This window comes from Enterobacter cloacae complex sp. IR5458 (genome assembly GCF_049238025.1).
GTDB lineage: Bacteria > Pseudomonadota > Gammaproteobacteria > Enterobacterales > Enterobacteriaceae > Enterobacter > Enterobacter kobei.
On record NZ_JBMKIF010000022.1, the window covers coordinates 75,867 to 96,218 of the forward strand.

Here is a 20,352-nt window from a genome sequence, read left to right on the forward strand (position 1 = left end):
TGTCTTATTGGCGAAGCCGTGGCTTCATTGCAAAATTGTTACCAATAGCAACAAAGGAGGAAGTCCCGTGAATAAATCTATGTTGGCGGGTATAGGGATTGGTGTCGCAGCGGCGTTAGGTGTGGCTGCTGTTGCCAGTCTCAACGTATTAGATCGCGGCCCGCAGTATGCGCAGGTGGTTTCTGCAACTCCCATTAAAGAAACCGTAAAAACCCCTCGTCAGGAGTGCCGTAACGTCTCCGTGACCCACCGTCGTCCGGTACAGGATGAAAACCGTATTGCCGGCTCTGTTCTGGGTGCAGTAGCGGGTGGGGTAATTGGTCACCAGTTTGGCGGTGGCCGGGGTAAAGATGTCGCGACCGTCGTTGGTGCGCTGGGTGGCGGCTATGCCGGCAACCAGGTGCAGGGTGCGATGCAGGATAACGATACTTACACCACGACTCAGCAGCGTTGTAAAACCGTCTATGACAAGTCGGAAAAAATGCTGGGTTATGACGTGACCTACAAAATTGGCGATCAGCAGGGCAAAATCCGTATGGATAAAGACCCAGGAACGCAAATCCCACTGGATGGAAATGGCCAGCTGGTACTGAATAACAAAGTGTAAAAAAGATGTTCTCTGAACTTAGCTCCTCAAGCGCTCAGGCTGAGGAGCTTTTTTTTACCTCAAATTTTGAGGAGTTCAGGCCACAAGCGTAGTGTGGTTTCGGTTATATTCTGCAGTTTTTCCAGCGTCGCGCCTTCACGCGCGCTGATCGACATACCCTGCAAAATACAGCTCAGGTACTGCGCCAGCATCTGCGGCTGACAGTGCGCGGGAATTTCACCGCGCTGCTGGCGTTGAGCCAGAAATGCGCTGAGCGTCTCTTCCTGCATGGCATGACGCGATTTCACCGTATTGGCGATCTCTTTCGACGCAGCCGCCAGGGTGGCGGAGGTGTTAATCATAAAGCAGCCCGCGGGCGTATCTTTACTGGTGAAGCAGGTGGCAACGGCGGTGAAGTAATCCCGTAGCGCCTGTTCAACGCTTTTCTCTTCACAAAACAGTTGGGCTTCGTGTTTCGCTGCAAAGCGCGAAATGTATCGGTCCAGCACTGCCCTGAACAGCCCCTCTTTGTTGGTAAATTCAGCATAGAGCGTCGGTGCTTTGGCGCCGGTGGCTTCTACCAGATCGGAAAGCGAGGTCGCTTCATACCCATGTTGCCAGAAGAGAGTCATGGCCTTATCAAGCGCTGCATCCCTGTCAAACACTTTTGGTCGGCCACGGCTTTTCTTCGCACAACTCGTGACGTCGGTTGTCATTTGCCGTTGGTCCTCAGTTGATTTGTTGAATAACCATTATAAAAATAAACGCAACCCATCACCAGTGCAGAATGCTTAAAAATAAATTAATCATATATGTATGAAAATTAAAGACTTTAAAAATTAATTAATGCTCGTTATAAAATTATGTTGACGCGTGAGCTGGATCACATTTATGATTTACCTATCGATCGTTAACTAAATCGCTAACGACCTCCAAATTCATCTGCCAAAGGTAAACATCATGAAAAACGTAAAAACCCTCATCGCTGCAGCCGTACTGAGTTCACTTTCTTTCGCAAGCGTTGCTGCTGTACAAGTTCAGTCAACGCCAGCCGATCAGCATAAAGTCGGGACGATCTCTGCGTCTGCCGGGACTAACCTGGGTTCACTGGAAGATCAGCTGGCACAAAAAGCGGAAGCAATGGGTGCAAAATCCTACCGCATCACCTCTGTGACCGGTCCTAACACGCTGCACGGCACGGCTGTCATCTACAAATAAGCCGGGCATAAACCCTCATTTATGCCACTGCAATAAAAAACGCCCTGCTAAGCAGGGCGTTTTACGTTCTGTTTTACATCGACTGCTGAACGATATCGTGATGCCGGGTGACATCGGTCGGCATGCCTGACCGGGCCTCCATCGCACGTTCCATCACCTGGCTCTCGGTATTCGCATTCGTTTTAAAGCTCACCATCGCAGCATTCAGGTTAATGGGTAACGTCTGCGGATCGTCGCCGATATTTTTTGAGAGCGGCTGGTGAATTTCGACCAGCCGTACGCCGCCCGGCTCCTCAGAGACTTTAATCGGCGTGTTGATAATATTCACTTTAGTCCCCGGCGTAACGACGTTGAACAGCGTTTTGATATCGTCATCGCGCAGACGAATACAGCCGGAGCTGACGCGCATGCCGATGCCAAAGTCGGCATTCGTTCCGTGCAGCAGGTAAACCCCACCGTATGCCGCCAGGCGGATCGCGTGGTGCCCCATAGGGTTATCCGGGCCAGCCGGAACAACCGCGGGAAGATCGATGCCCTGGGCTTTATAACGGGCGCGAATGTTGGCCGTTGGCGTCCAGGTTGGATTCGCCCGTTTATCCGAGACGGTCGTCACCATCGTCGGTGTCAGGGTGTCGCCGCCCAGTTGACCGATACCGATAGGGTAGACGGTCACTTCATTTTTACCCGGCGGATAATAATAGAGACGTAACTCAGCCAGGTTTATGACGATCCCCTCGCGCGGGGCATCCGGCAGGAGAGTTTGTAACGGGATCGTCAGTACGCTGCCCGCTCGCGGGACATACGGATCGACGCCGGGGTTCGCCTGCAGCAGAGCCAGAAAACCGACGTTATATTTTTTGGCAATCGCTTCCAGTGAACCGCCATTATTTTCAACCACATGAAAGCGGTTTTCCCCGACCAGCTTGCTGCCAGGCGGTGGAAGAGGCCAGGTGTTTGCGCGAGCGGGAAGCGCAACCGCGACGGCGGCAGCCAGCGCAAACAGGGTTATCCAGCGGGTAAAACGCGAAGAGGTCATCATCACCATAATCCATATAAATGATAAGGTTATTGTTTTATAAGGTGTTAATGATAATTATGGCGAAAGGGTGTGTCGGGAAGATCGGGTGAAGTGCAAAGAGTTTGTAAATTGTCCCCCCGGCAGCACTGGCTAACGGGGGAGGTCAGATTACGCGACCGCGTTCTCTTCGAGCTGTCGCATAAAGTTACGCACCCAGTCCATACGGGTTTTGCGATCCGCCAGCTCCTGGGTAAATTTCAGACGGGTTGGCCCATCCAGGCGGAAATACTGCGGCTGTTTTTGCAGCAGGCCAATCAGCCACATCGGGTTGACGTGGTTCTTCTCGGCGAATTCAATGACGCCGCCTTTTTCATTACCTTCAAGTTTGCGGATCCCCAGCTTCTGCGCCTGCTGGCGCAGCCGCGCGATATCCAGCAGATTTCTCGCCGCATCGGGCAGCAGGCCAAAGCGGTCAATCAGTTCCACTTTGATCTCTTCCAGCTCATTTTCATTCTTCGCGCTGGCAATGCGTTTGTAGAATGACAGGCGGGTATTCACATCAGGAATGAAATCATCCGGCAGCAGGGACGGCATACGCAACTCGACCTCGGTCTGCTGGCTGGTGAGATCTTCCAGCGACGGCTCGCGTCCGGCCTTCAGGGCATCAACCGCGTTTTCCAGCAGCTCCATATAGAGCGAGAAGCCGATGGTTTCCATGGAGCCGCTCTGATCCTCGCCCAGCAGTTCGCCGGCACCACGGATCTCGAGATCGTGCGTGGCCAGCGCAAAGCCTGCACCGAGGTCTTCCAGCGAGGCGATGGCTTCCAGACGCTTTTGCGCGTCGGTGGTCATCGCTTTCGGATGCGGGGTCAACAGCCAGGCGTAAGCCTGATGATGCGAACGCCCAACGCGACCGCGCAGCTGATGAAGCTGCGCCAGACCAAAGTGATCCGCACGCTCAATAATGATGGTATTCGCCGTCGGGATATCAATGCCGGTTTCAATGATGGTGGTACACACCAGTACGTTAAAGCGCTGGTGGTGGAAGTCGTTCATCACCCGCTCCAGCTCGCGCTCGCGCATCTGCCCGTGGCCGATGGCAATACGCGCTTCCGGTACCAGTTCGGCCAGCCTGTCCGCGGCTTTCTGGATATTTTCAACGTCGTTATAAAGATAATAAACCTGGCCCCCGCGCAGTACCTCACGCAGGATCGCCTCGCGTACCACCAGATTATCGTACTCGCGGACAAAGGTTTTCACCGCCAGACGACGCGCCGGTGGTGTGGCGATAATCGACAGATCGCGCATGCCGCTCATCGCCATGTTCAGCGTACGCGGAATTGGCGTTGCGGTCAGGGTCAGAATATCGACGTCGGCGCGCATCGCTTTGATCCGCTCTTTGTGACGCACCCCGAAGCGGTGCTCTTCGTCGACGATCAGCAGCCCCAGATCTTTCCACTTCACGTCGCTTTGCAGCAGCTTGTGCGTACCGATCAGAATATCGATTTTGCCTTCGCTTGCCTGTTCGAGGATCTGCGTCTGCTCTTTGGCGCTGCGAAAACGTGACAGCATCTCAATGCGCACCGGCCAGTTGGCGAAACGGTCGCGGAAGTTGTCGAAGTGCTGCTGGGCGAGCAGGGTGGTCGGCACCAGCACCGCCACCTGCTTGTTGTTTTCAACCGCCAGGAAGGCGGCGCGCATCGCCACTTCGGTTTTGCCGAAGCCGACGTCGCCGCAGACTAAGCGGTCCATCGCCAGCGGCTGGCACATGTCGCTCAGTACGGCGTTGATGGCCTGGGCCTGGTCCGGCGTGGTTTCAAACGGGAAACTGTCGCAGAACAGCTGGTACTGCTCTTTATCATGCTTAAAGGCGAAGCCCTCTTTGGCCGCGCGCTGGGCGTAGATATCCAGCAGCTCGGCCGCCACGTCGCGTACTTTCTCCGCCGCTTTCTGGCGCGCGCGAGCCCAGGCATCGCCGCCCAGTTTGTGCAGCGGGGCGTTATCCTCCGCGCCACCCGCGTATCGGCTGATCAGATGCAGGGATGACACCGGAACATACAGTTTGGCGTCGTTGGCGTAGGTCAGCATCAGGTATTCACCTTTGATGCCGCCGGCTTCCAGCGTGGTCATTCCCTGATAGCGCCCAACGCCATGCTCCAGGTGAACAATCGGCTGGCCCGGATGCAGTTCGGCCAGGTTACGGATCAGCGTGTCCGGGTTAATGGTTCGACGGCTGTCCTGACGGCGCCGCGCGACGCGCTCGCCCAGCAGATCGCTTTCGCAAATCAGCGCCAGGTTGTTGAGCGTATCAATAAACCCGTGTTCGGCGGCACCAATCATCAGATAACGGCCGTTTCCGGCCGCGTCGCTCAGGCGCTGAATGCGTTTCGGCGCAACTTTTATTCGCCCCAGCAGCTCGCCGAGTGCTTCGCGGCGGCCTTCACTCTCAACGGAGAACACCACCGGGCCGGTAAAGGACTCCAGGAACTTGCGCAGATTATCCAGCGGCGATTTCTGCTGCGCCTGTACGGCCAGGTCCGGCAGCGTCCGGAAGGCGAGGTTGGTGTTGGCGGCCTTATCGGCAAGCGAATCGGTTTTGAGCTGGATCCGCGGCCAGCGCTTCAGCTCCGCATTGAGTTCGTCGGTACGCAGCCACAGCGCTTCCGGCGGCAGCAGCGGACGCATCGGGTCAACGCCCCGGTTTTCGAAGCGGGCGTGGGTTTCGCTTTCGAAACGGCTGGCGCTGGCGTCGATATCGCCGGTGTTCACAATCAGCGTATTTGTCGGGAAGTAGCTGAACAGGGCAGGCAGCGGCTCGTTAAAGAACAACGGCTGCCAGTATTCGATCCCGGCCGGGAGCGTGCCTTTGCTGACCTGCTGATAGATGTGCTCGGCATCACGCTTGACCTCGAACTTATCGCGCCACTGGCTGCGGAACAGTTCGATGGCAGTTTTGTCCGTCGGGAATTCATGCGCGGGCAGTAAGTTAATGGACTCTACTTCCTCCAGCGTGCGCTGGGTGTCGGCGTCGAACACGCGCAGGCTGTCGATTTCATCATCGAAGAAATCGAGACGATACGGCTGGTCGCTGCCCATGGGATAAAGGTCAAGCAACGCGCCGCGGGTTGCGTATTCCCCGTGCTCCATCACCTGATCGACATGGCGATAGCCGGCACCGTCAAGCTGCTCGCGCAGGGCATCACGGGACAGGCGCTGGCCTTTTTTCATCACCAGCGCATGACCATGCAGATAGCTGTGCGGACAGACGCGCTGCATCAGGGTATTTACCGGCACAATCAGCACACCGCGCTGCATGGTCGGCAGTTGGTAGAGCGTCGACAGGCGCGAGGAGATGATCTCCTGATGCGGAGAGAAGCTGTCATACGGCAGCGTTTCCCAGTCGGCCAGGCTGAACACCAGGCTATCGGTGAACTGGCGGATTTCGTCGTGCAGGCGCAGGGCATTTTGCATATCCGGGGCAACAAGCACCACCGGGCCGGGGTGTCGCTCAGCAATTTCTGCCACCAGCGTGGCGCACGCCGCGCCCGTAAGTTCACCCAACTGGCGCTGGTCGCCCGCTTTGACAGGCAAGGAATAACGATAGTGTTCAGGCATGGCTATGTCAGAGTCTCTTATGGATATACCAACAGTATTGGGGCATATCACTGATACGCAATGTCTTTATTATCCTCGATCGTTTTACATAAGCAAATTGTAACCGCACGGGGTCACTTTCCGCCCCCAAAACGGGGGCGGAGAGGGCATTAGCGGGTGGACGGTGACAGGGAGAGCGTTGACGGAGGAGAGAAGAAAAGATCGCCAAACAGCGCGGTGGAGAGTTTGCGCACCCCGAGCCCGGCAAGGGTGCAGATAAGCAGGCTGGCAAACGGATAGACCAGAATTAAGCCCAGCTCTGCCCAGACCGGCCAGTATGCGGCATTCATCTCGCCAATCAGGAACAGGCTGAAGGCCTCAATGAGGATGCGGTGGGTGGTATAGATCGCAATGGTGTTGGAGCCAATCACGTTCAGCAGATTGTTGGGATGCACGGCGTAACGCTGCTCAATACCGTAGAAAAGCTTCATGATCAACACAATCGACAGCAGGGAAAGCAGGAGAGGAACGTTAGCAAACCACAGCACCACGGAGACGGCGGCGAACGCGCCTGTCGCCAGCCACGTGCGGCGCAGGTTAAAACTTTTCATCCACGCCATCAGCTCTGCGCCATACCACGCTCCGAGGCTGTAGTAGATCATGTTGCGTACTACGCTGTTCATTCCCCACCACGGCAACGGCAGGAAGTTGATCGCGACGCTCGCCAGTGCCAGCAGCCCGAGCACCGGTAGCTTCCAGCGGCTCAGTAGTTTACACAGCGTGAAGTAGACGACCAGAGCATACAGATACCACAGGCTGGTGCTGGCGGTGAGCATACCGCGTACAAATCCTGAGAGGGAATCGGCGTAGGCCGCGTTCGAGGAGGTGGCAAGCTCACGATCGGGCGCCAGCCAGGCATTCAGGTGGGTCAATGCCTGCCATTGCAGAATCCCCCACAGGACCAGAACCCAGACAATGCTCCAGATCCGTTTGTCGAGACTGGTTCGCCAGTTCACCTCATCGATATAACGACGGATCAGATAGCCGGAGATAAAGAAGAATACCGGCATGCGGAATGGGGCGAGGTAGAGATTAAAATAGACCCAACATTTCGCGAGAAGGCCGGATAGCGGGTGTTGCAGCCCGCTCAGGTGCGGATAAAAGGTGATGACCGAATGATAGATAACCACCAGGCAGATACACAGCCCTTTTATCTGGTTAATCCATAATGCTTTTTGCTTCATTGTTCGCGACTACCTTAAATTGCCATAAACGAACGAGCAATTGTTGTGAAATGAAACCGGGATGTAACGGGTAACAGTCTGTATCAGGAGGTTTTTCGGAAAAGGTGGAGGTTGCGAGGCGACAATTCAGACAATAGCACGCTGATTTATCTGAATTTTTCAGAAAAATGATTACCAAAGCTTACGGTTTCAGTCATTTACGCTTAACGGATTCGCTTATATACTCGTGGGTCTGCTATCAGCAAACAGACGGATTTCATGTATCAACCTGTCGCACTCTTCATAGGCTTACGTTACATGCGTGGGCGCGCCGCGGACCGCTTCGGTCGCTTTGTCTCCTGGCTTTCGACTATTGGCATTACGCTCGGCGTGATGGCACTGGTGACGGTCCTTTCCGTCATGAATGGCTTCGAGCGCGAGCTGCAAAACAACATCCTGGGGCTGATGCCGCAGGCCGTTCTCTCCTCCACCAACGGTTCGCTGAACCCGCAACAGCTGCCGGAAAGCGCGGCGAAGTTACAGGGTGTCACGCGCGTTGCGCCGTTAACAACTGGCGACGTGGTGCTGCAAAGCGCCCGCAGCGTGGCGGTCGGCGTCATGCTGGGTATTGACCCTGCACAAAACGATCCGCTGACGCCGTACCTGGTTAACGTGAAGCAGACCGATCTGGCCGCCGGAAAATACAACGTTATTCTGGGTGAGCAGCTTGCCGGCCAGCTTGGCGTCAACCGTGGCGACCAGCTGCGTGTGATGGTGCCCTCTGCCAGTCAGTTTACGCCGATGGGGCGCCTGCCAAGCCAGCGCCTGTTTAACGTAATTGGTACCTTTGCCGCCAACAGCGAAGTCGATGGTTATCAGATGCTGGTTAACATTCAGGATGCTTCGCGCCTGATGCGTTACCCGGCAGGGAACATCACGGGCTGGCGCCTGTGGCTCGACGCGCCGCTGAAGGTTGATACCCTCAGCCAGCAAAAACTGCCGGACGGCACCAAATGGCAGGACTGGCGCGAACGTAAAGGCGAACTGTTCCAGGCCGTGCGTATGGAAAAAAACATGATGGGGCTGCTGTTGAGCCTGATTGTGGCCGTGGCCGCTTTTAACATCATCACCTCGCTGGGTCTGATGGTGATGGAAAAGCAAGGCGAGGTCGCCATCCTGCAAACCCAGGGGCTCACGCCGCGCCAGATCATGGCGGTCTTTATGGTGCAGGGTGCCAGCGCCGGCATTATCGGCGCGCTGCTGGGGGCGGGGCTCGGCGCTCTGCTTGCCAGCCAGCTTAATAATTTAATGCCGATCATCGGCGCGCTGCTTGATGGCGCGGCGCTGCCGGTGGCTATCGAGCCGCTGCAGGTTATCGGTATTGCGCTGGCCGCGATGGCCATTGCGCTGCTTTCGACGCTTTATCCTTCCTGGCGCGCTGCCGCCACTCAACCCGCTGAGGCTTTACGTTATGAATAAGATCCTGTTGCAATGCGACAACCTGTCCAAACGCTATCAGGAAGGCGCTGTGCAGACCGACGTGCTGCACAATGTGAGCTTCAGCGTGGGCGAAGGCGAGATGATGGCGATTGTCGGCAGCTCCGGCTCGGGCAAAAGTACGCTGCTGCACCTGCTGGGCGGGCTGGATACCCCAACCAGCGGCGACGTGATTTTTTCCGGTCAGCCGATGAGCAAAATGTCCTCAGCGGCGAAGGCCGAGCTGCGTAATCGCGAGCTGGGCTTTATCTACCAGTTCCATCACCTGCTGCCGGATTTCACGGCGCTGGAAAACGTGGCGATGCCGTTGCTGATTGGCAAAAAGAAACCGGCAGAAATTAACGCCCGCGCCAGCGACATGCTGAACGCAGTAGGGCTGGGTCACCGTGGCAATCACCGTCCGTCGGAGCTTTCTGGCGGAGAACGTCAGCGCGTGGCCATTGCCCGTGCGTTGGTCAACAACCCGCGTCTGGTGCTGGCGGATGAACCGACCGGTAACCTGGATGCGCGTAATGCGGACAGTATTTTCCAGCTTTTGGGTGAACTTAACGCCTCGCAGGGCACCGCGTTTCTGGTGGTCACCCACGATCTGCAGCTGGCAAAACGCATGGGGCGCCAGCTTGAAATGCGTGACGGTCATCTGAATGCAGAACTGACCCTGATGGGAGCGGAGTAATGGCTTCACCGTTATCGTTACTCATCGGGTTACGCTTTAGCCGCGGTCGCCGTCGCGGCGGCATGGTGTCGCTCATCTCCGTCATCTCGACCATCGGTATTGCGCTGGGCGTGGCGGTGTTGATTGTCGGCCTGAGCGCCATGAACGGCTTCGAGCGCGAACTGAATAACCGCATTCTGGCGGTGGTACCGCACGGCGAAATCGAGCCGGTTAACCAGCCCTGGACCCACTGGAGCGATGCGCTCAACAAAGTAGAGAACGTCCCGGGCATCGCTGCTGCCGCGCCCTATATCAACTTTACCGGGCTGGTGGAGAGCGGGGTAAACCTGCGTGCCATCCAGGTGAAAGGGGTGAACCCCGCCCAGGAAGAACGCCTGAGCGCGTTGCCGAAATATGTGCAGAACGGCGCGTGGGCAAACTTTAAGGCCGGCGAGCAGCAGATCATCATGGGCAAAGGCGTTGCAGATGCCCTGAAGGTGAAGCAGGGCGACTGGGTGTCGATCATGATCCCGAACGCCAGCGCCGATCACAAATTGCAGCAGCCGAAACGCGTGCGCCTGCACGTCACCGGTATTCTTCAGCTGAGCGGTCAGCTTGACCATAGCTTTGCGATGGTGCCGATGGAAGATGCGCGGCAGTATCTCGACATGGGCGACAGCGTGACGGGCATTGCCATTAAGGTGAACGACGTCTTTAATGCCAACAAACTGGTACGCGACGCGGGCAGCGTGACCAATAACTATGTTTACATCAAAAGCTGGATCGGCACTTACGGGTATATGTACCGTGATATCCAGATGATCCGCGCGATTATGTATCTGGCGATGGTGCTGGTGATCGGTGTGGCGTGCTTTAACATCGTCTCGACGCTGGTGATGGCAGTCAAGGACAAGAGCGGTGACATTGCCGTGCTGAGAACGCTCGGTGCGAAAGACGGTCTTATTCGCGCCATCTTCGTCTGGTACGGTTTGCTGGCAGGATTGTTCGGCAGCCTGTGTGGCGTGGTGATTGGCGTGGTGGTTTCCCTGCAGTTGACGCCAATTATTAACGGCATTGAAAAGCTTATTGGTCACCAGTTCCTGTCGGGTGATATCTATTTTATTGACTTCCTGCCGTCTGAATTGCACTGGCTGGACGTTTTTTATGTGCTGGTTACAGCACTTTTACTGAGTCTGCTGGCAAGCTGGTATCCGGCGCGTCGCGCAAGCCGAATTGATCCGGCGAGGGTATTAAGTGGCCAGTAATTACGTCATGATCTAGCGGCTTTTGGGCCGCCAGGTCAAAAGAGGAATGCACTATGTATTATGGATTTGATATTGGCGGCACCAAGATTGCGCTCGGCGTATTTGATAAAGACCTCAGGCTGCAGTGGGAAACGCGCGTTCCCACGCCGCGCGAGAGTTACGACGAATTTTTAACCGCCATTGCCACGCTGGTGGCGCAAGCAGATGAACGCTTTGGCGTCAAAGGCAGCGTCGGCATTGGTATTCCGGGCATGCCCGAAACCGACGACGGCACGCTGTATGCCGCCAACGTACCTGCTGCCAGCGGCAAACCGCTGCGTGCCGATCTCTCTGCCCGCCTTGAACGCGACGTGCGTTTAGATAACGATGCCAACTGTTTTGCGCTCTCTGAAGCCTGGGATGATGAATTCCGTCAGTATCCATTGGTCATGGGACTGATCCTCGGCACGGGCGTCGGCGGAGGGATCGTGATCAACGGTAAGCCCATCACCGGGCGTAGCTATATCACCGGTGAGTTCGGCCATATCCGCTTGCCGGTGGATGCCCTGGACGTTGTCGGGCGTGATTTTCCGCTGACCCGCTGCGGCTGCGGCCAGCACGGCTGTATTGAGAACTACCTCTCCGGCCGCGGGTTTGCATGGCTTTACGAACACTTCTATCATCAGAAACTTGAGGCCCCTCAAATCATTACCTTGTGGGAGCAAGGGGATGCGCAGGCGCGTGAGCACGTTGAGTGCTATCTGGATCTGCTGGCGGTATGTCTGGGAAATATTCTCACTATCGTCGACCCGGATCTGCTGGTGATTGGGGGAGGGTTGTCAAACTTCACTGCGATTACGGAACAGTTGTCCGGGCGTTTGCCCCGACATTTATTGCCGGTTGCACGCGTGCCGCGTATTGAACGTGCGCGACACGGGGACGCAGGAGGCATGCGCGGAGCCGCATTCCTTCATCTCACCGATTAGTTTACGAGGTTTCTATGCTGTCGCGTCGCCAGGGTCGACTCAGCCGTTTTCGCAAAAACAAACGCCGCTTACGTGAGCGCTTGCGTCAGCGGATCTTTTTCAGAGACAGAATGATGCCAGAAGCGATGGATAAACCCAGAGTGTTGGTGCTGACCGGGGCGGGGATCTCCGCTGAGTCAGGAATTCGAACCTTCCGCGCGGCGGACGGACTGTGGGAAGAACACCGCGTGGAGGATGTCGCCACGCCGGAAGGTTTTGCCCGCGATCCGGAACTCGTGCAGGCGTTTTACAACGCCCGCCGTCGCCAGCTGCAGCAGCCTGAGATTGCGCCCAATCCGGCGCATCTGGCACTGGCGAAGCTGGAAGAGGCGCTGGGGGATCGTTTCCTGCTGGTGACGCAGAATATCGACAACCTGCATGAGCGAGCCGGTAACAAGAACATCATCCACATGCACGGTGAGTTGCTCAAAGTTCGCTGTGCCTGGAGCGGCCAGGTGCTGGACTGGAAAGAGGACGTGCTGCCAGAAGACAAATGCCACTGCTGTCAGTTCCCCGCACGCCTGCGCCCGCACGTGGTGTGGTTCGGGGAGATGCCCCTGGGGATGGATGATATCTACAGCGCGCTGGCGATGGCGGACGTGTTCATCGCCATTGGTACATCCGGCCATGTTTACCCGGCGGCGGGGTTTGTTCACGAAGCGCGACTGCACGGCGCCCATACGGTTGAGCTCAATCTGGAGCCAAGCCAGGTGGGCAGCGAGTTTGAAGAGAAACACTACGGTCTGGCAAGCGCGGTCGTCCCGGAATTTGTCGACAAGCTGCTGAAAGGGCTGTAGCGGCAATGGTGTAAAAAGGCACCCGTCCTGCGGGTGCCTGACGATTTACGAATGAAAGAACGCCAGCGTCTTCTCCAGCGATTTAGCCTGCTCGTCCAGTGAGAGCGCCGCGGCTGAGATCTGCTGCACCAGAGAGGCGTTCTGCTGGGTTGTGCTGTCCATCTGATTCACGGCGGTGCTGACCTGGCTAATCCCCCGATTTTGCTCGTCCAGCGCCTGAACGATATCGTTGATCACCAGATGCACATGCGACACCGCCTCGATAACCTGTTTCATCATCACGCCGGTTTCATTGACCAGCTCAACGCCTTTGTTGACGCGGCCAGACGATTCGGCAATGAGCTGAGAAATCTCTTTTGCTGCGTTAGCGCTCCGCTGGGCCAGGTTACGGACTTCACCGGCCACCACCGCAAAACCGCGTCCCTGCTCACCCGCCCGTGCGGCTTCTACGGCAGCGTTTAGCGCCAGGATATTGGTCTGGAAGGCAATGCCATCGACAATGCTATTGATCTCACCGATCTTACGTGCGCTGTCATCAATCTCGCCGATCACCGTGACGACGTCGTTCACCAGCGTTTCGCCATGTCCGGCGAGGCTGGCGGCGCGGTCGGTCAGCGTGGTCGCTTTGTGCGCATTGTCGGCATTATTCTTCACCGTGGCCGAAATCTCTTCCATGCTGGCCGCGGTTTCCACAATCGCTGCTGCCTGCTCCTCGGTTCGCGAGGCAAGGTCAAGGTTACCTGCCGAAATCTCGCTGGTGCCACCCCGCACGGAATGGCTGGCATCGCTGATGTTGTCGACTATGCGTTTGAGCTGCATCTGCATGGTGTGCAGGGCGTAAAAAATACTGCGAGTATCTCCCGCGCGCACCGGAATTGTATTGTTCAGCTCCCCGCGGGCGACGGCCAGGGCAATTCCGGCGGCGTCAGAAGGTTCGCCACCCACCGGTCGGTCAACTTTACGCGTAAAGATTTGCGCCATGACCAGGCTCACCACTACGATACTGAGCACCATAAGGACAATGGCTTTCAGCAAAAATGCACGCGCCTCGGCCATCACCTCACTGACCGGAGTGACGATGGCCAGCTTCCACGGCGTCTGGCTGTTACCAATTGCAATATCCTGCCAGATAATAAATGCCTCCTCCTTCAGCAGTGGATCGTTTTCCCGGATGACATCATGGCCCGTTATCTTTCCCGCGTAAGGTTTTCCGGTGGCCAGTTTGTCCGGGCTGAATACCACTTTATTTTCCGCTGAGAGGAGCAGGGCATAGCCAGTCCCGTTCCACGGCTTTATTGCCCCAGTCATGGCTTGCAGCGTGGCGAGTGAAAAGTCAGAGGTGACCGATCCCAGAAACTTACCGTCAGCCATAATGGGGGCGGCAATGGAGGTAAGCATGACGTCTACGCCATTGTAGGGGTAGATATAGGGTTCGATGATCACCTCTTTTTGCCGTTGCTTCGGCAGCAGGTAATAATCGCCGCTGCCGGGTGTTTCCAGGTCCGTCAGCAGGTGCAGTGCGGGTTTGCCAGAGGCATCGCGGTCGACATAGCGGGCATAGCGTCCGGCAGGATCCTCTCCGCTCTGTCCGGCAAAGGCGGCATCCTGATGGTCAAACGCGTTGGGCTCAAAAGCCATCGACATGGAGAGAAACTGCGGGTGGGCCGCAAGATAATGGATCAGCAGTTGGTTGAGACTTTGGCGATCGGAGATGCCCGCATCCCGCAGCGCCAGGGCACTGTTGCCCATATCCCTGGCGGCAGCCAGCGCGGAATCCATCTCCTTACTGACCTGCAAAGACTGCACCTCAGCAATCTGGCGGATATGTTTTTTGGCCAGACTGTCCTGCTGCGCCATCCACTGCCACATCATAAAACCAATCGTGGCGGTAAAGCCCACCGTCACGGTGAGAAAAATGGACAATAGCATTAACGTTTTGACGCTCATTTTTGATCTTCGGACCTTGGCGTTTTGCATTCTTATCTCCCGTAATCGTGTGCGTGTCGGTCAGGCACATATTACTTATCGGATATATCACTCTCTTTCTGTAGAGTACCGGGAGTATTTAATTTAAATTCTGAGAATATAAACCCTGTTAATTAGTGTGGATGCTTTTATTTTGTGCATTCAATCAAAATAGTGCTCGATAATGCTCGTTATCGTCGTGTAGAAAGAGGATGCTAATAAATATTAAGTGGTAGAGGAGGATGGGATATGTACGGATTTATCGCCAGACAACCCATTTTTAACCCGGAGATGAAGACGGTCGCCTATGAACTGCTCTTCAGAGAGGGAATGACAAACCGTTTTCCGGATGTCTCGGCGGAATATGCGACATCCAGAATGATATCAGATCAGTTTTTATGTGTACCCGCGCAACGGATCGCCGGGGAGCACACGTCGTTTATTAATTTTCCCTCCCGGATGGTCATCGACCGGAGCGGAGAAGCGCTCGATAAAGAGAGCGTGGTCATTGAGATACTGGAAGATGCGGTTCCGGGGGCTGAGCTGTTGCAGGCCGTCAGAGAGATGAATGCGCACGGCTACCACTTCGCGCTCGATGATTTCACCCTCGCTCCGGAATGGGATGCGTTTTTACCTTATATTTCGGTTCTGAAATTCGATATCAGAAATTATACCTTAGCGCAAATTAAACAGTATCTGGCATCGCGTAAGAACGAGACCGCACATATAAAATATCTCGCTGAAAAAATTGAGACTAAAGAGGAATTTATTCGATTCAGAGATGAAGGATTTTCTCTGTTTCAGGGTTATTTTTTCTGCCGTCCGGAGATGATTAAATATAAACGTTTATCGCAAAATCAGCTTGCGATTTTCCGCCTGCAAATGGAAATCGGACGTAATAAACCTGATTATCGCATTATCGAATCGCTGATAAAAAGTGATCTCACCCTCTCCTGGAAAATTATGCGCTACATGAAGCACACGGCATTTAAACATGTTGGTGCCTGTAATTTCAGCAAGTTAACCCTAAGTGAGGTACTCCGCTATCTTGGGGAGAATCAGCTGAGACGGTTCGTTGCCGTCGTGGTCCTGGCGAGTGCGGACAATGACACCGTCAGCGAGCTTTATCCGTTGAGCATGATGCGTGGGAAATTCTGCGAATTGATCGCAGAGGCGATAAACGAACCGACGCTGGCTGAAAATGCTTTTCTGTGCGGCCTGTTCTCGCTGCTGGATACTCTCCTTGAACTGCCGATGACCGAGTTGATGAAGCAGATTGCGGTGCCGCAGAGCGTGAGCAACGCACTGTGCCATCAGGAGGGGCAGCTAGCTGATATGATCGCACTCTGTTGTTACTACGAGCAGCAGCAGTGGGAGGAAGCGACAAGACTGAGTCACGCACTGGGGCTGTCGGATGATGATGTGGTCGAGGCGATGAGAAGGGCGACGATTTGGGCTGGCGAGAATGCGGCCAGTTAATGCTTCCTCACGCCGTTAGCACGGCGTGAGGAATAGCGCGATGCCGTTTATCGGCCCGCTTTTAGCTTCTGGTAATACTCTTCGTAGATGCGGCTGGCGTCACCAACGTCATTCTGCCATTCCCCTTTGCTGATGGTGTCGGCATCCGGATAGAGTGACTTATCGTTAGCCACTTCAGGCTTCAGCAGCTTGCGTGCCGCCAGGTTCGGTGTCGGGTAGCCAATCGTCTCGGCAACCTGTTTCGCCACGTCCGGGCGCAGCAGGAAGTTAATCAGCTTCAGCGCACCCTCCACGTTTTTGGCATTGGCAGGGATCGCGAGGCTATCCATCCAGAAGATCCCGCCTTCTTTCGGCCACACTACCTCCAGCGGCGTACCGGCCTGACGGGCAACATACGCGGAGCCGTTCCACACCATGCCCAGATTCACTTCGCCTTCCATATACGGGTTTGCCGGGTTATCAGAGTTAAATGCCGCCACGTTAGGCATCAGCTTTTTCAGCTCGTTATAGGCCGCTTCAATCTCTTTTGGGTCCGTCGTATTGCCGGAGTAGCCGAGCTTACGCAGCGCTACCTGGAACACTTCGCGCGCGTCGTCGGTTAACAGCAGGCTGCCTTTGTATTCCGGTTTCCACAGATCGGCCCAGCTTGTAACGGTTTTCGGATCGATAGCCTCGCTGTTGACACCAATTGCGGTTGCGCCCCAGATGTAAGGAATGGAGTAGTCGTTATTCGGGTCAAACGGCTTGTTGAGCATCTCCGGATCGAGATTGTTGAAGTGAGTGAGCTTCGTTTTATCGATCTTCTGAATCATGCCCTCTTTGCGCATTTTGTCGACAAAGTAGGTAGACGGCACCACCAGATCATATGCGCCGTCCTTGTAGGTTTTGAGCTTGGCATACATGGTTTCATTCGACTCGTAGGTCGAGTAGATGACCTTGATGCCCGTCTCTTTCGTAAACTGTTCCAGCAGGCCCGGTGGCACATACTCGGTCCAGTTATAGAAGTAGAGCGTTTTACCGTCATCAGCGTGCGCGGCACCCATGCCAAGTACCAGTGCCGCAGCGGCGAGCATTTTTTTCATTTCATTGTCCCCTGAGATTTTGTTTTATCACGAGCAATAATCTGGCTGGCAATCACCAGAACCAGCGAAAACACCAACAGAATGGTCGCCAGCGCGTTCACTTCAGGTGAGACGCCGACTTTGACCATAGAATAGATCTTCAGTGGCAGGATTTCGTAACTCGGCCCGGTCACGAACGAAGAAACAACCACGTCATCCATCGACAGCGTAAAGCTGAGTAGCCATCCTGCGGCTACCGCGGGCATCGCCAGCGGCAGAATGATTTTGCGCAGGATGGTCATCTCGCTGGCCCCCAGATCTTTCGCCGCCTCAAGCATACGCACGTCAAACCCTTTCAGACGTGCAAAGACGGTGACCACCACAAACGGCAGGCAGAAGGTGATGTGGGAAAACAGCAGCGACCAGAAGCCAAGCTGAATGCCCAGCAGCATAAACAGCACCAGCAGCGAAATCGCCATCACGATATCCGGCGACATCATTACCACAAACAGCATGCCGCTGACGAACGGCTTACCGCGAAAGCGATAGCGATACAATGCCACCGCGGTGAGGGAACCGATCAGCGTGGCGAAGGTGGCGGAGAAAATCGCCATCGTCAGCGAGTGCTGAGCGGCCTGCAGCAGACTGTCATTATTCATCAGCAGGCTGTACCAGTTGGTGGTAAAGCCCTGCCAGTTGATGCCGAAGCGTGAACTGTTAAACGAATTCACGATCAAAATGATAATCGGAATATAAAGGTAAGCGTAAATGGCGGTCATAAAACCGCCGCGAAGCAGTCGACCGATCATTCGAGTTCCACCTTCTTATTCAGCAACCGTGAGGCGCGCCAGTAGACCAGCAGCATCAGCCCCATTACCACCGTCAGCGTAATGCTGGTCGCGGATCCGAACGGCCAGTCGCGGATGTTCAGGAACTGGCTCTTGATCACGTTACCAATCAGCAGGTTTTTTGCCCCGCCCATGAGATCTGAAACGTAGAACAGCCCCATTGCCGGGAGCATCACCAGCAGACAACCGGCGATAATGCCGGGCATGGTCAGTGGAATGATAATGCGGATAAAGGTTTGCAGCTTGTTAGCACCCAGATCTTTTGCCGCTTCCAGCAGCGGTTTATCGAGCTTCTCGATGCTGGAGTAGAGCGGCATCACCATAAACGGCAGCAGAATATAGACAAGGCCAATAATCACCGCACCCGGAGTAAACATGATGCGTACAGGGGTATCGATCACCCCCAGCCACAGCAGAAACGCGTTGAGGTAGCCTTTGGTGCTCAGGAAGATTTTTAACCCGTAGATGCGAATCAGCGAGTTGGTCCAGAACGGCACAATCAACAGAAACAGCAACAGCGGGCGCACCTTTTGTGGCAGCCCGGCCATGAACCATGCGAAAGGATACCCCAGTAGCAGGCAGGCGACGGTAGCAATCAGCGCCATATTCAGCGAGTGCAGAAGCACGTCAAAATAGAGCGGGTCTAGCAGGCGCGCGTAGTTGTCCAGCGTAAAGACCAGCTTAACGAAGTGGGCATCGTCGCGGGTCAGAAAGCTGGTGGCGATGATCATCAGGTTGGGTAAAAAGACAAATAACACAAGCCAACCGACGATAGTGATAATCACCACCTTCTGGAATTTACTTGTGTTCTTCATCAGCCAGTACAACCTCCCAGCTTTCTACCCAGTTGATAACCATTTTCTGGTCGAGAGAGTGGTCGAAGTCAGGATCGTCCTCGTTAAAGAATTCGCTGACCATTACCATTTTGCCATTTTCCAGTTCGACGACGGACTCCAGCGTCATCCCTTTGTAATTGCGCTCGCGGATATAGCCGATAAGCCCTTCGGCTTCGGTATTACCGTGAATTTCATCGACACGCAGATCTTCAGGACGCAGCAGGACGTTGAGTTTTTGTCCCTTCTCGACGGCGAAGTTCACGGTGATATTGCATTCACGTCCTTCCACGTTCGCGCGCACGCGCCGATCGTCCAGACGTTCAATCACCGTGGCATTAAAGATATTGATTTCGCCAATGAAGCTGGCAACAAACAGGTTTTTCGGCTCTTCGTAAATTTCACGCGGCGTGCCGTCCTGCTCTATTTTGCCATCGCGCATCACCACAATACGGTCTGACATGGTCAGCGCCTCTTCCTGGTCGTGGGTGACGAAGACAAAGGTGATGCCAAGCTTACGCTGTAGCGCCTTCAGCTCGTTCTGCATCTGCTTGCGCAGTTTGTAGTCCAGCGCGGAAAGCGACTCATCTAACAGAAGCAGGCGCGGTTTATTGACCACGGCGCGGGCAATGGCCACGCGCTGCTGCTGACCGCCGGAGAGCTGGTGGGGTTTTCGCTGAGCAAACTCGTCCAGCTGCACCATCCGCAGGGCTTCCGTGACGCGCGGGGGGATCTCGCTGGCCGGCGTTTTTTGCATCCGCAGGCCAAACGCCACGTTCTCAAACACGGTCATGTGAGGGAACAGGGCATAGCTCTGAAAGACGGTATTGACGTGGCGCTCTTCGGCAGGAACCTGGGTTATGTCCTGGTTCTCAAGATGGATGTGGCCATTATCGACGCTTTCCAGCCCGGCGATAAGGCGCAGTACGGTTGTCTTGCCGCAGCCGGAGGGGCCAAGCAGCGTAAGAAACTCGCCGTCATTGATGGTCAGATTGAGGTCGGAAATGACCTCTTTGCCATCAAAACTTTTACGAATTCGTTCAAGTTGCACCAGCGGTGAACGAGAACGGGGTTGTGTATTCAATTTTTGCACTGTCCCATATAGACGCCTCAGGCAGCAGGCCGAAGCGGGGTTTGTGTGTAACCACCTTGGTGACTCGTAATGAGGGCGGACATTCTACGGCAAACCTCGGGAATCGCCAATCCTTGTCACTGATTCATAAGCTACATTTACTAACGCAGAACGATATAAACGGAATCTATGGTCACTCCCGTTTTTGCAACACCGATTTTGACGACAAGTTGGCTT

General features: G+C 55.2%; 17 protein-coding genes. 8 read left to right on the forward strand and 9 right to left on the reverse strand.

The genetic code is table 11. The features are described from left to right. The first annotated feature begins 67 nt into the window (after positions 1-67). Complete coding sequence (locus ACOTYN_RS17790) at positions 68-607, forward strand: glycine zipper 2TM domain-containing protein (protein WP_008500779.1); 540 nt, start codon at positions 68-70, stop codon at positions 605-607. Between the two features lie 59 nt (positions 608-666). Here ACOTYN_RS17790 and comR read toward each other — a convergent pair whose 3' ends face one another. Further along, the gene (gene comR / locus ACOTYN_RS17795; protein ID WP_014883400.1) at positions 667-1,302 is read right to left on the reverse strand and encodes a TetR family copper-responsive transcriptional repressor ComR; all 636 of its coding nucleotides are present in this window, start codon (positions 1,300-1,302) and stop codon (positions 667-669) included. Between the two features lie 244 nt (positions 1,303-1,546). On the opposite strand from comR, the gene bhsA reads away from it, so the two are divergent. Further along, positions 1,547-1,804: a multiple stress resistance protein BhsA gene (gene bhsA, locus ACOTYN_RS17800; protein ID WP_014883401.1), complete on the forward strand. Its 258-nt coding sequence runs from the start codon at positions 1,547-1,549 to the stop codon at positions 1,802-1,804. Between the two features lie 73 nt (positions 1,805-1,877). On the opposite strand, the gene ldtC is transcribed toward bhsA, so the two are convergent. From ldtC to ACOTYN_RS17815, 3 genes are all read right to left on the reverse strand, one after another. Continuing rightward, the gene (ldtC, locus tag ACOTYN_RS17805; protein ID WP_045135031.1) at positions 1,878-2,843 is read right to left on the reverse strand and encodes a L,D-transpeptidase LdtC; all 966 of its coding nucleotides are present in this window, start codon (positions 2,841-2,843) and stop codon (positions 1,878-1,880) included. Between the two features lie 147 nt (positions 2,844-2,990). Then, positions 2,991-6,437: a transcription-repair coupling factor gene (gene mfd / locus ACOTYN_RS17810; protein WP_332957239.1), complete on the reverse strand. Its 3,447-nt coding sequence runs from the start codon at positions 6,435-6,437 to the stop codon at positions 2,991-2,993. A 149-nt stretch (positions 6,438-6,586) separates the two neighbouring features. After that, on the reverse strand, positions 6,587-7,660 hold the full coding sequence (locus ACOTYN_RS17815) for an acyltransferase family protein (protein WP_063434341.1): 1,074 nt from the start codon (positions 7,658-7,660) through the stop codon (positions 6,587-6,589). 258 nt (positions 7,661-7,918) lie between these two features. Here ACOTYN_RS17815 and lolC point away from each other — a divergent pair, with 258 nt between their 5' ends. From lolC to cobB, 5 genes are read left to right on the forward strand one after another with little or no spacing between them, the layout of a single operon-like run. After that, positions 7,919-9,118, forward strand: a complete 1,200-nt coding sequence (gene lolC, locus ACOTYN_RS17820) for a lipoprotein-releasing ABC transporter permease subunit LolC (protein ID WP_014883405.1) — start codon at positions 7,919-7,921, stop codon at positions 9,116-9,118. Beyond that, positions 9,111-9,812, forward strand: coding sequence for a lipoprotein-releasing ABC transporter ATP-binding protein LolD (lolD, locus tag ACOTYN_RS17825; RefSeq protein ID WP_023332716.1), 702 nt, complete (start codon positions 9,111-9,113; stop codon positions 9,810-9,812). Before lolC ends, lolD begins: the two co-directional genes overlap by 8 nt. Continuing rightward, positions 9,812-11,056, forward strand: a complete 1,245-nt coding sequence (gene lolE / locus ACOTYN_RS17830; protein WP_058689747.1) for a lipoprotein-releasing ABC transporter permease subunit LolE — start codon at positions 9,812-9,814, stop codon at positions 11,054-11,056. Before lolD ends, lolE begins: the two co-directional genes overlap by 1 nt. 53 nt (positions 11,057-11,109) lie before the next feature. After that, complete coding sequence (gene nagK, locus ACOTYN_RS17835; protein ID WP_071922366.1) at positions 11,110-12,021, forward strand: N-acetylglucosamine kinase; 912 nt, start codon at positions 11,110-11,112, stop codon at positions 12,019-12,021. A 14-nt stretch (positions 12,022-12,035) separates the two neighbouring features. Continuing rightward, positions 12,036-12,857: a Sir2 family NAD+-dependent deacetylase gene (gene cobB, locus ACOTYN_RS17840; RefSeq protein WP_332957246.1), complete on the forward strand. Its 822-nt coding sequence runs from the start codon at positions 12,036-12,038 to the stop codon at positions 12,855-12,857. Between the two features lie 45 nt (positions 12,858-12,902). Here the strand turns inward: cobB and ACOTYN_RS17845 are convergent, their stop codons facing one another. Continuing rightward, a complete protein-coding gene (locus ACOTYN_RS17845) occupies positions 12,903-14,804 on the reverse strand; it encodes a methyl-accepting chemotaxis protein (RefSeq protein ID WP_369796270.1) in 1,902 nt (633 codons plus the stop codon). A 267-nt stretch (positions 14,805-15,071) separates the two neighbouring features. Between ACOTYN_RS17845 and ACOTYN_RS17850 the strand changes: the two genes are divergently transcribed. Next, positions 15,072-16,301 (forward strand): EAL and HDOD domain-containing protein, encoded by a 1,230-nt coding sequence (locus ACOTYN_RS17850; protein ID WP_047027473.1) that lies wholly within the window; start codon positions 15,072-15,074, stop codon positions 16,299-16,301. Positions 16,302-16,348: 47 nt separating this feature from the next. On the opposite strand, the gene potD is transcribed toward ACOTYN_RS17850, so the two are convergent. Genes potD through potA form a run of 4 tightly spaced genes read right to left on the reverse strand, consistent with a single transcriptional unit; the run spans position 16,349 to position 20,157 of the window. Next, positions 16,349-17,383 (reverse strand): spermidine/putrescine ABC transporter substrate-binding protein PotD, encoded by a 1,035-nt coding sequence (gene potD, locus ACOTYN_RS17855; protein WP_014883412.1) that lies wholly within the window; start codon positions 17,381-17,383, stop codon positions 16,349-16,351. Next, the gene (gene potC, locus ACOTYN_RS17860) at positions 17,380-18,171 is read right to left on the reverse strand and encodes a spermidine/putrescine ABC transporter permease PotC (RefSeq protein ID WP_014883413.1); all 792 of its coding nucleotides are present in this window, start codon (positions 18,169-18,171) and stop codon (positions 17,380-17,382) included. Before potC ends, potD begins: the two co-directional genes overlap by 4 nt. Next, the gene (gene potB / locus ACOTYN_RS17865) at positions 18,168-19,025 is read right to left on the reverse strand and encodes a spermidine/putrescine ABC transporter permease PotB (RefSeq protein ID WP_071922365.1); all 858 of its coding nucleotides are present in this window, start codon (positions 19,023-19,025) and stop codon (positions 18,168-18,170) included. Before potB ends, potC begins: the two co-directional genes overlap by 4 nt. Further along, positions 19,009-20,157, reverse strand: a complete 1,149-nt coding sequence (potA, locus tag ACOTYN_RS17870; protein ID WP_371886084.1) for a spermidine/putrescine ABC transporter ATP-binding protein PotA — start codon at positions 20,155-20,157, stop codon at positions 19,009-19,011. The genes potB and potA overlap by 17 nt, the downstream gene beginning before the upstream one ends. Positions 20,158-20,352 lie beyond the last annotated feature (195 nt).

Coding starts and splice junctions, on each gene's coding strand:
- ldtC (WP_045135031.1), bottom strand. CDS start 2,843: ATGATGACCTCTTCGCGTTTTACCCGCTGGATAACCCTGTTTGCGCTG.
- bhsA (WP_014883401.1), top strand. CDS start 1,547: ATGAAAAACGTAAAAACCCTCATCGCTGCAGCCGTACTGAGTTCACTT.
- potC (WP_014883413.1), bottom strand. CDS start 18,171: ATGATCGGTCGACTGCTTCGCGGCGGTTTTATGACCGCCATTTACGCT.
- nagK (WP_071922366.1), top strand. CDS start 11,110: ATGTATTATGGATTTGATATTGGCGGCACCAAGATTGCGCTCGGCGTA.
- lolD (WP_023332716.1), top strand. CDS start 9,111: ATGAATAAGATCCTGTTGCAATGCGACAACCTGTCCAAACGCTATCAG.
- mfd (WP_332957239.1), bottom strand. CDS start 6,437: ATGCCTGAACACTATCGTTATTCCTTGCCTGTCAAAGCGGGCGACCAG.
- potB (WP_071922365.1), bottom strand. CDS start 19,025: ATGAAGAACACAAGTAAATTCCAGAAGGTGGTGATTATCACTATCGTC.
- comR (WP_014883400.1), bottom strand. CDS start 1,302: ATGACAACCGACGTCACGAGTTGTGCGAAGAAAAGCCGTGGCCGACCA.
- lolC (WP_014883405.1), top strand. CDS start 7,919: ATGTATCAACCTGTCGCACTCTTCATAGGCTTACGTTACATGCGTGGG.
- ACOTYN_RS17815 (WP_063434341.1), bottom strand. CDS start 7,660: ATGAAGCAAAAAGCATTATGGATTAACCAGATAAAAGGGCTGTGTATC.
- ACOTYN_RS17845 (WP_369796270.1), bottom strand. CDS start 14,804: ATGAGCGTCAAAACGTTAATGCTATTGTCCATTTTTCTCACCGTGACG.
- potD (WP_014883412.1), bottom strand. CDS start 17,383: ATGAAAAAAATGCTCGCCGCTGCGGCACTGGTACTTGGCATGGGTGCC.
- ACOTYN_RS17850 (WP_047027473.1), top strand. CDS start 15,072: ATGTACGGATTTATCGCCAGACAACCCATTTTTAACCCGGAGATGAAG.
- cobB (WP_332957246.1), top strand. CDS start 12,036: ATGCTGTCGCGTCGCCAGGGTCGACTCAGCCGTTTTCGCAAAAACAAA.
- lolE (WP_058689747.1), top strand. CDS start 9,812: ATGGCTTCACCGTTATCGTTACTCATCGGGTTACGCTTTAGCCGCGGT.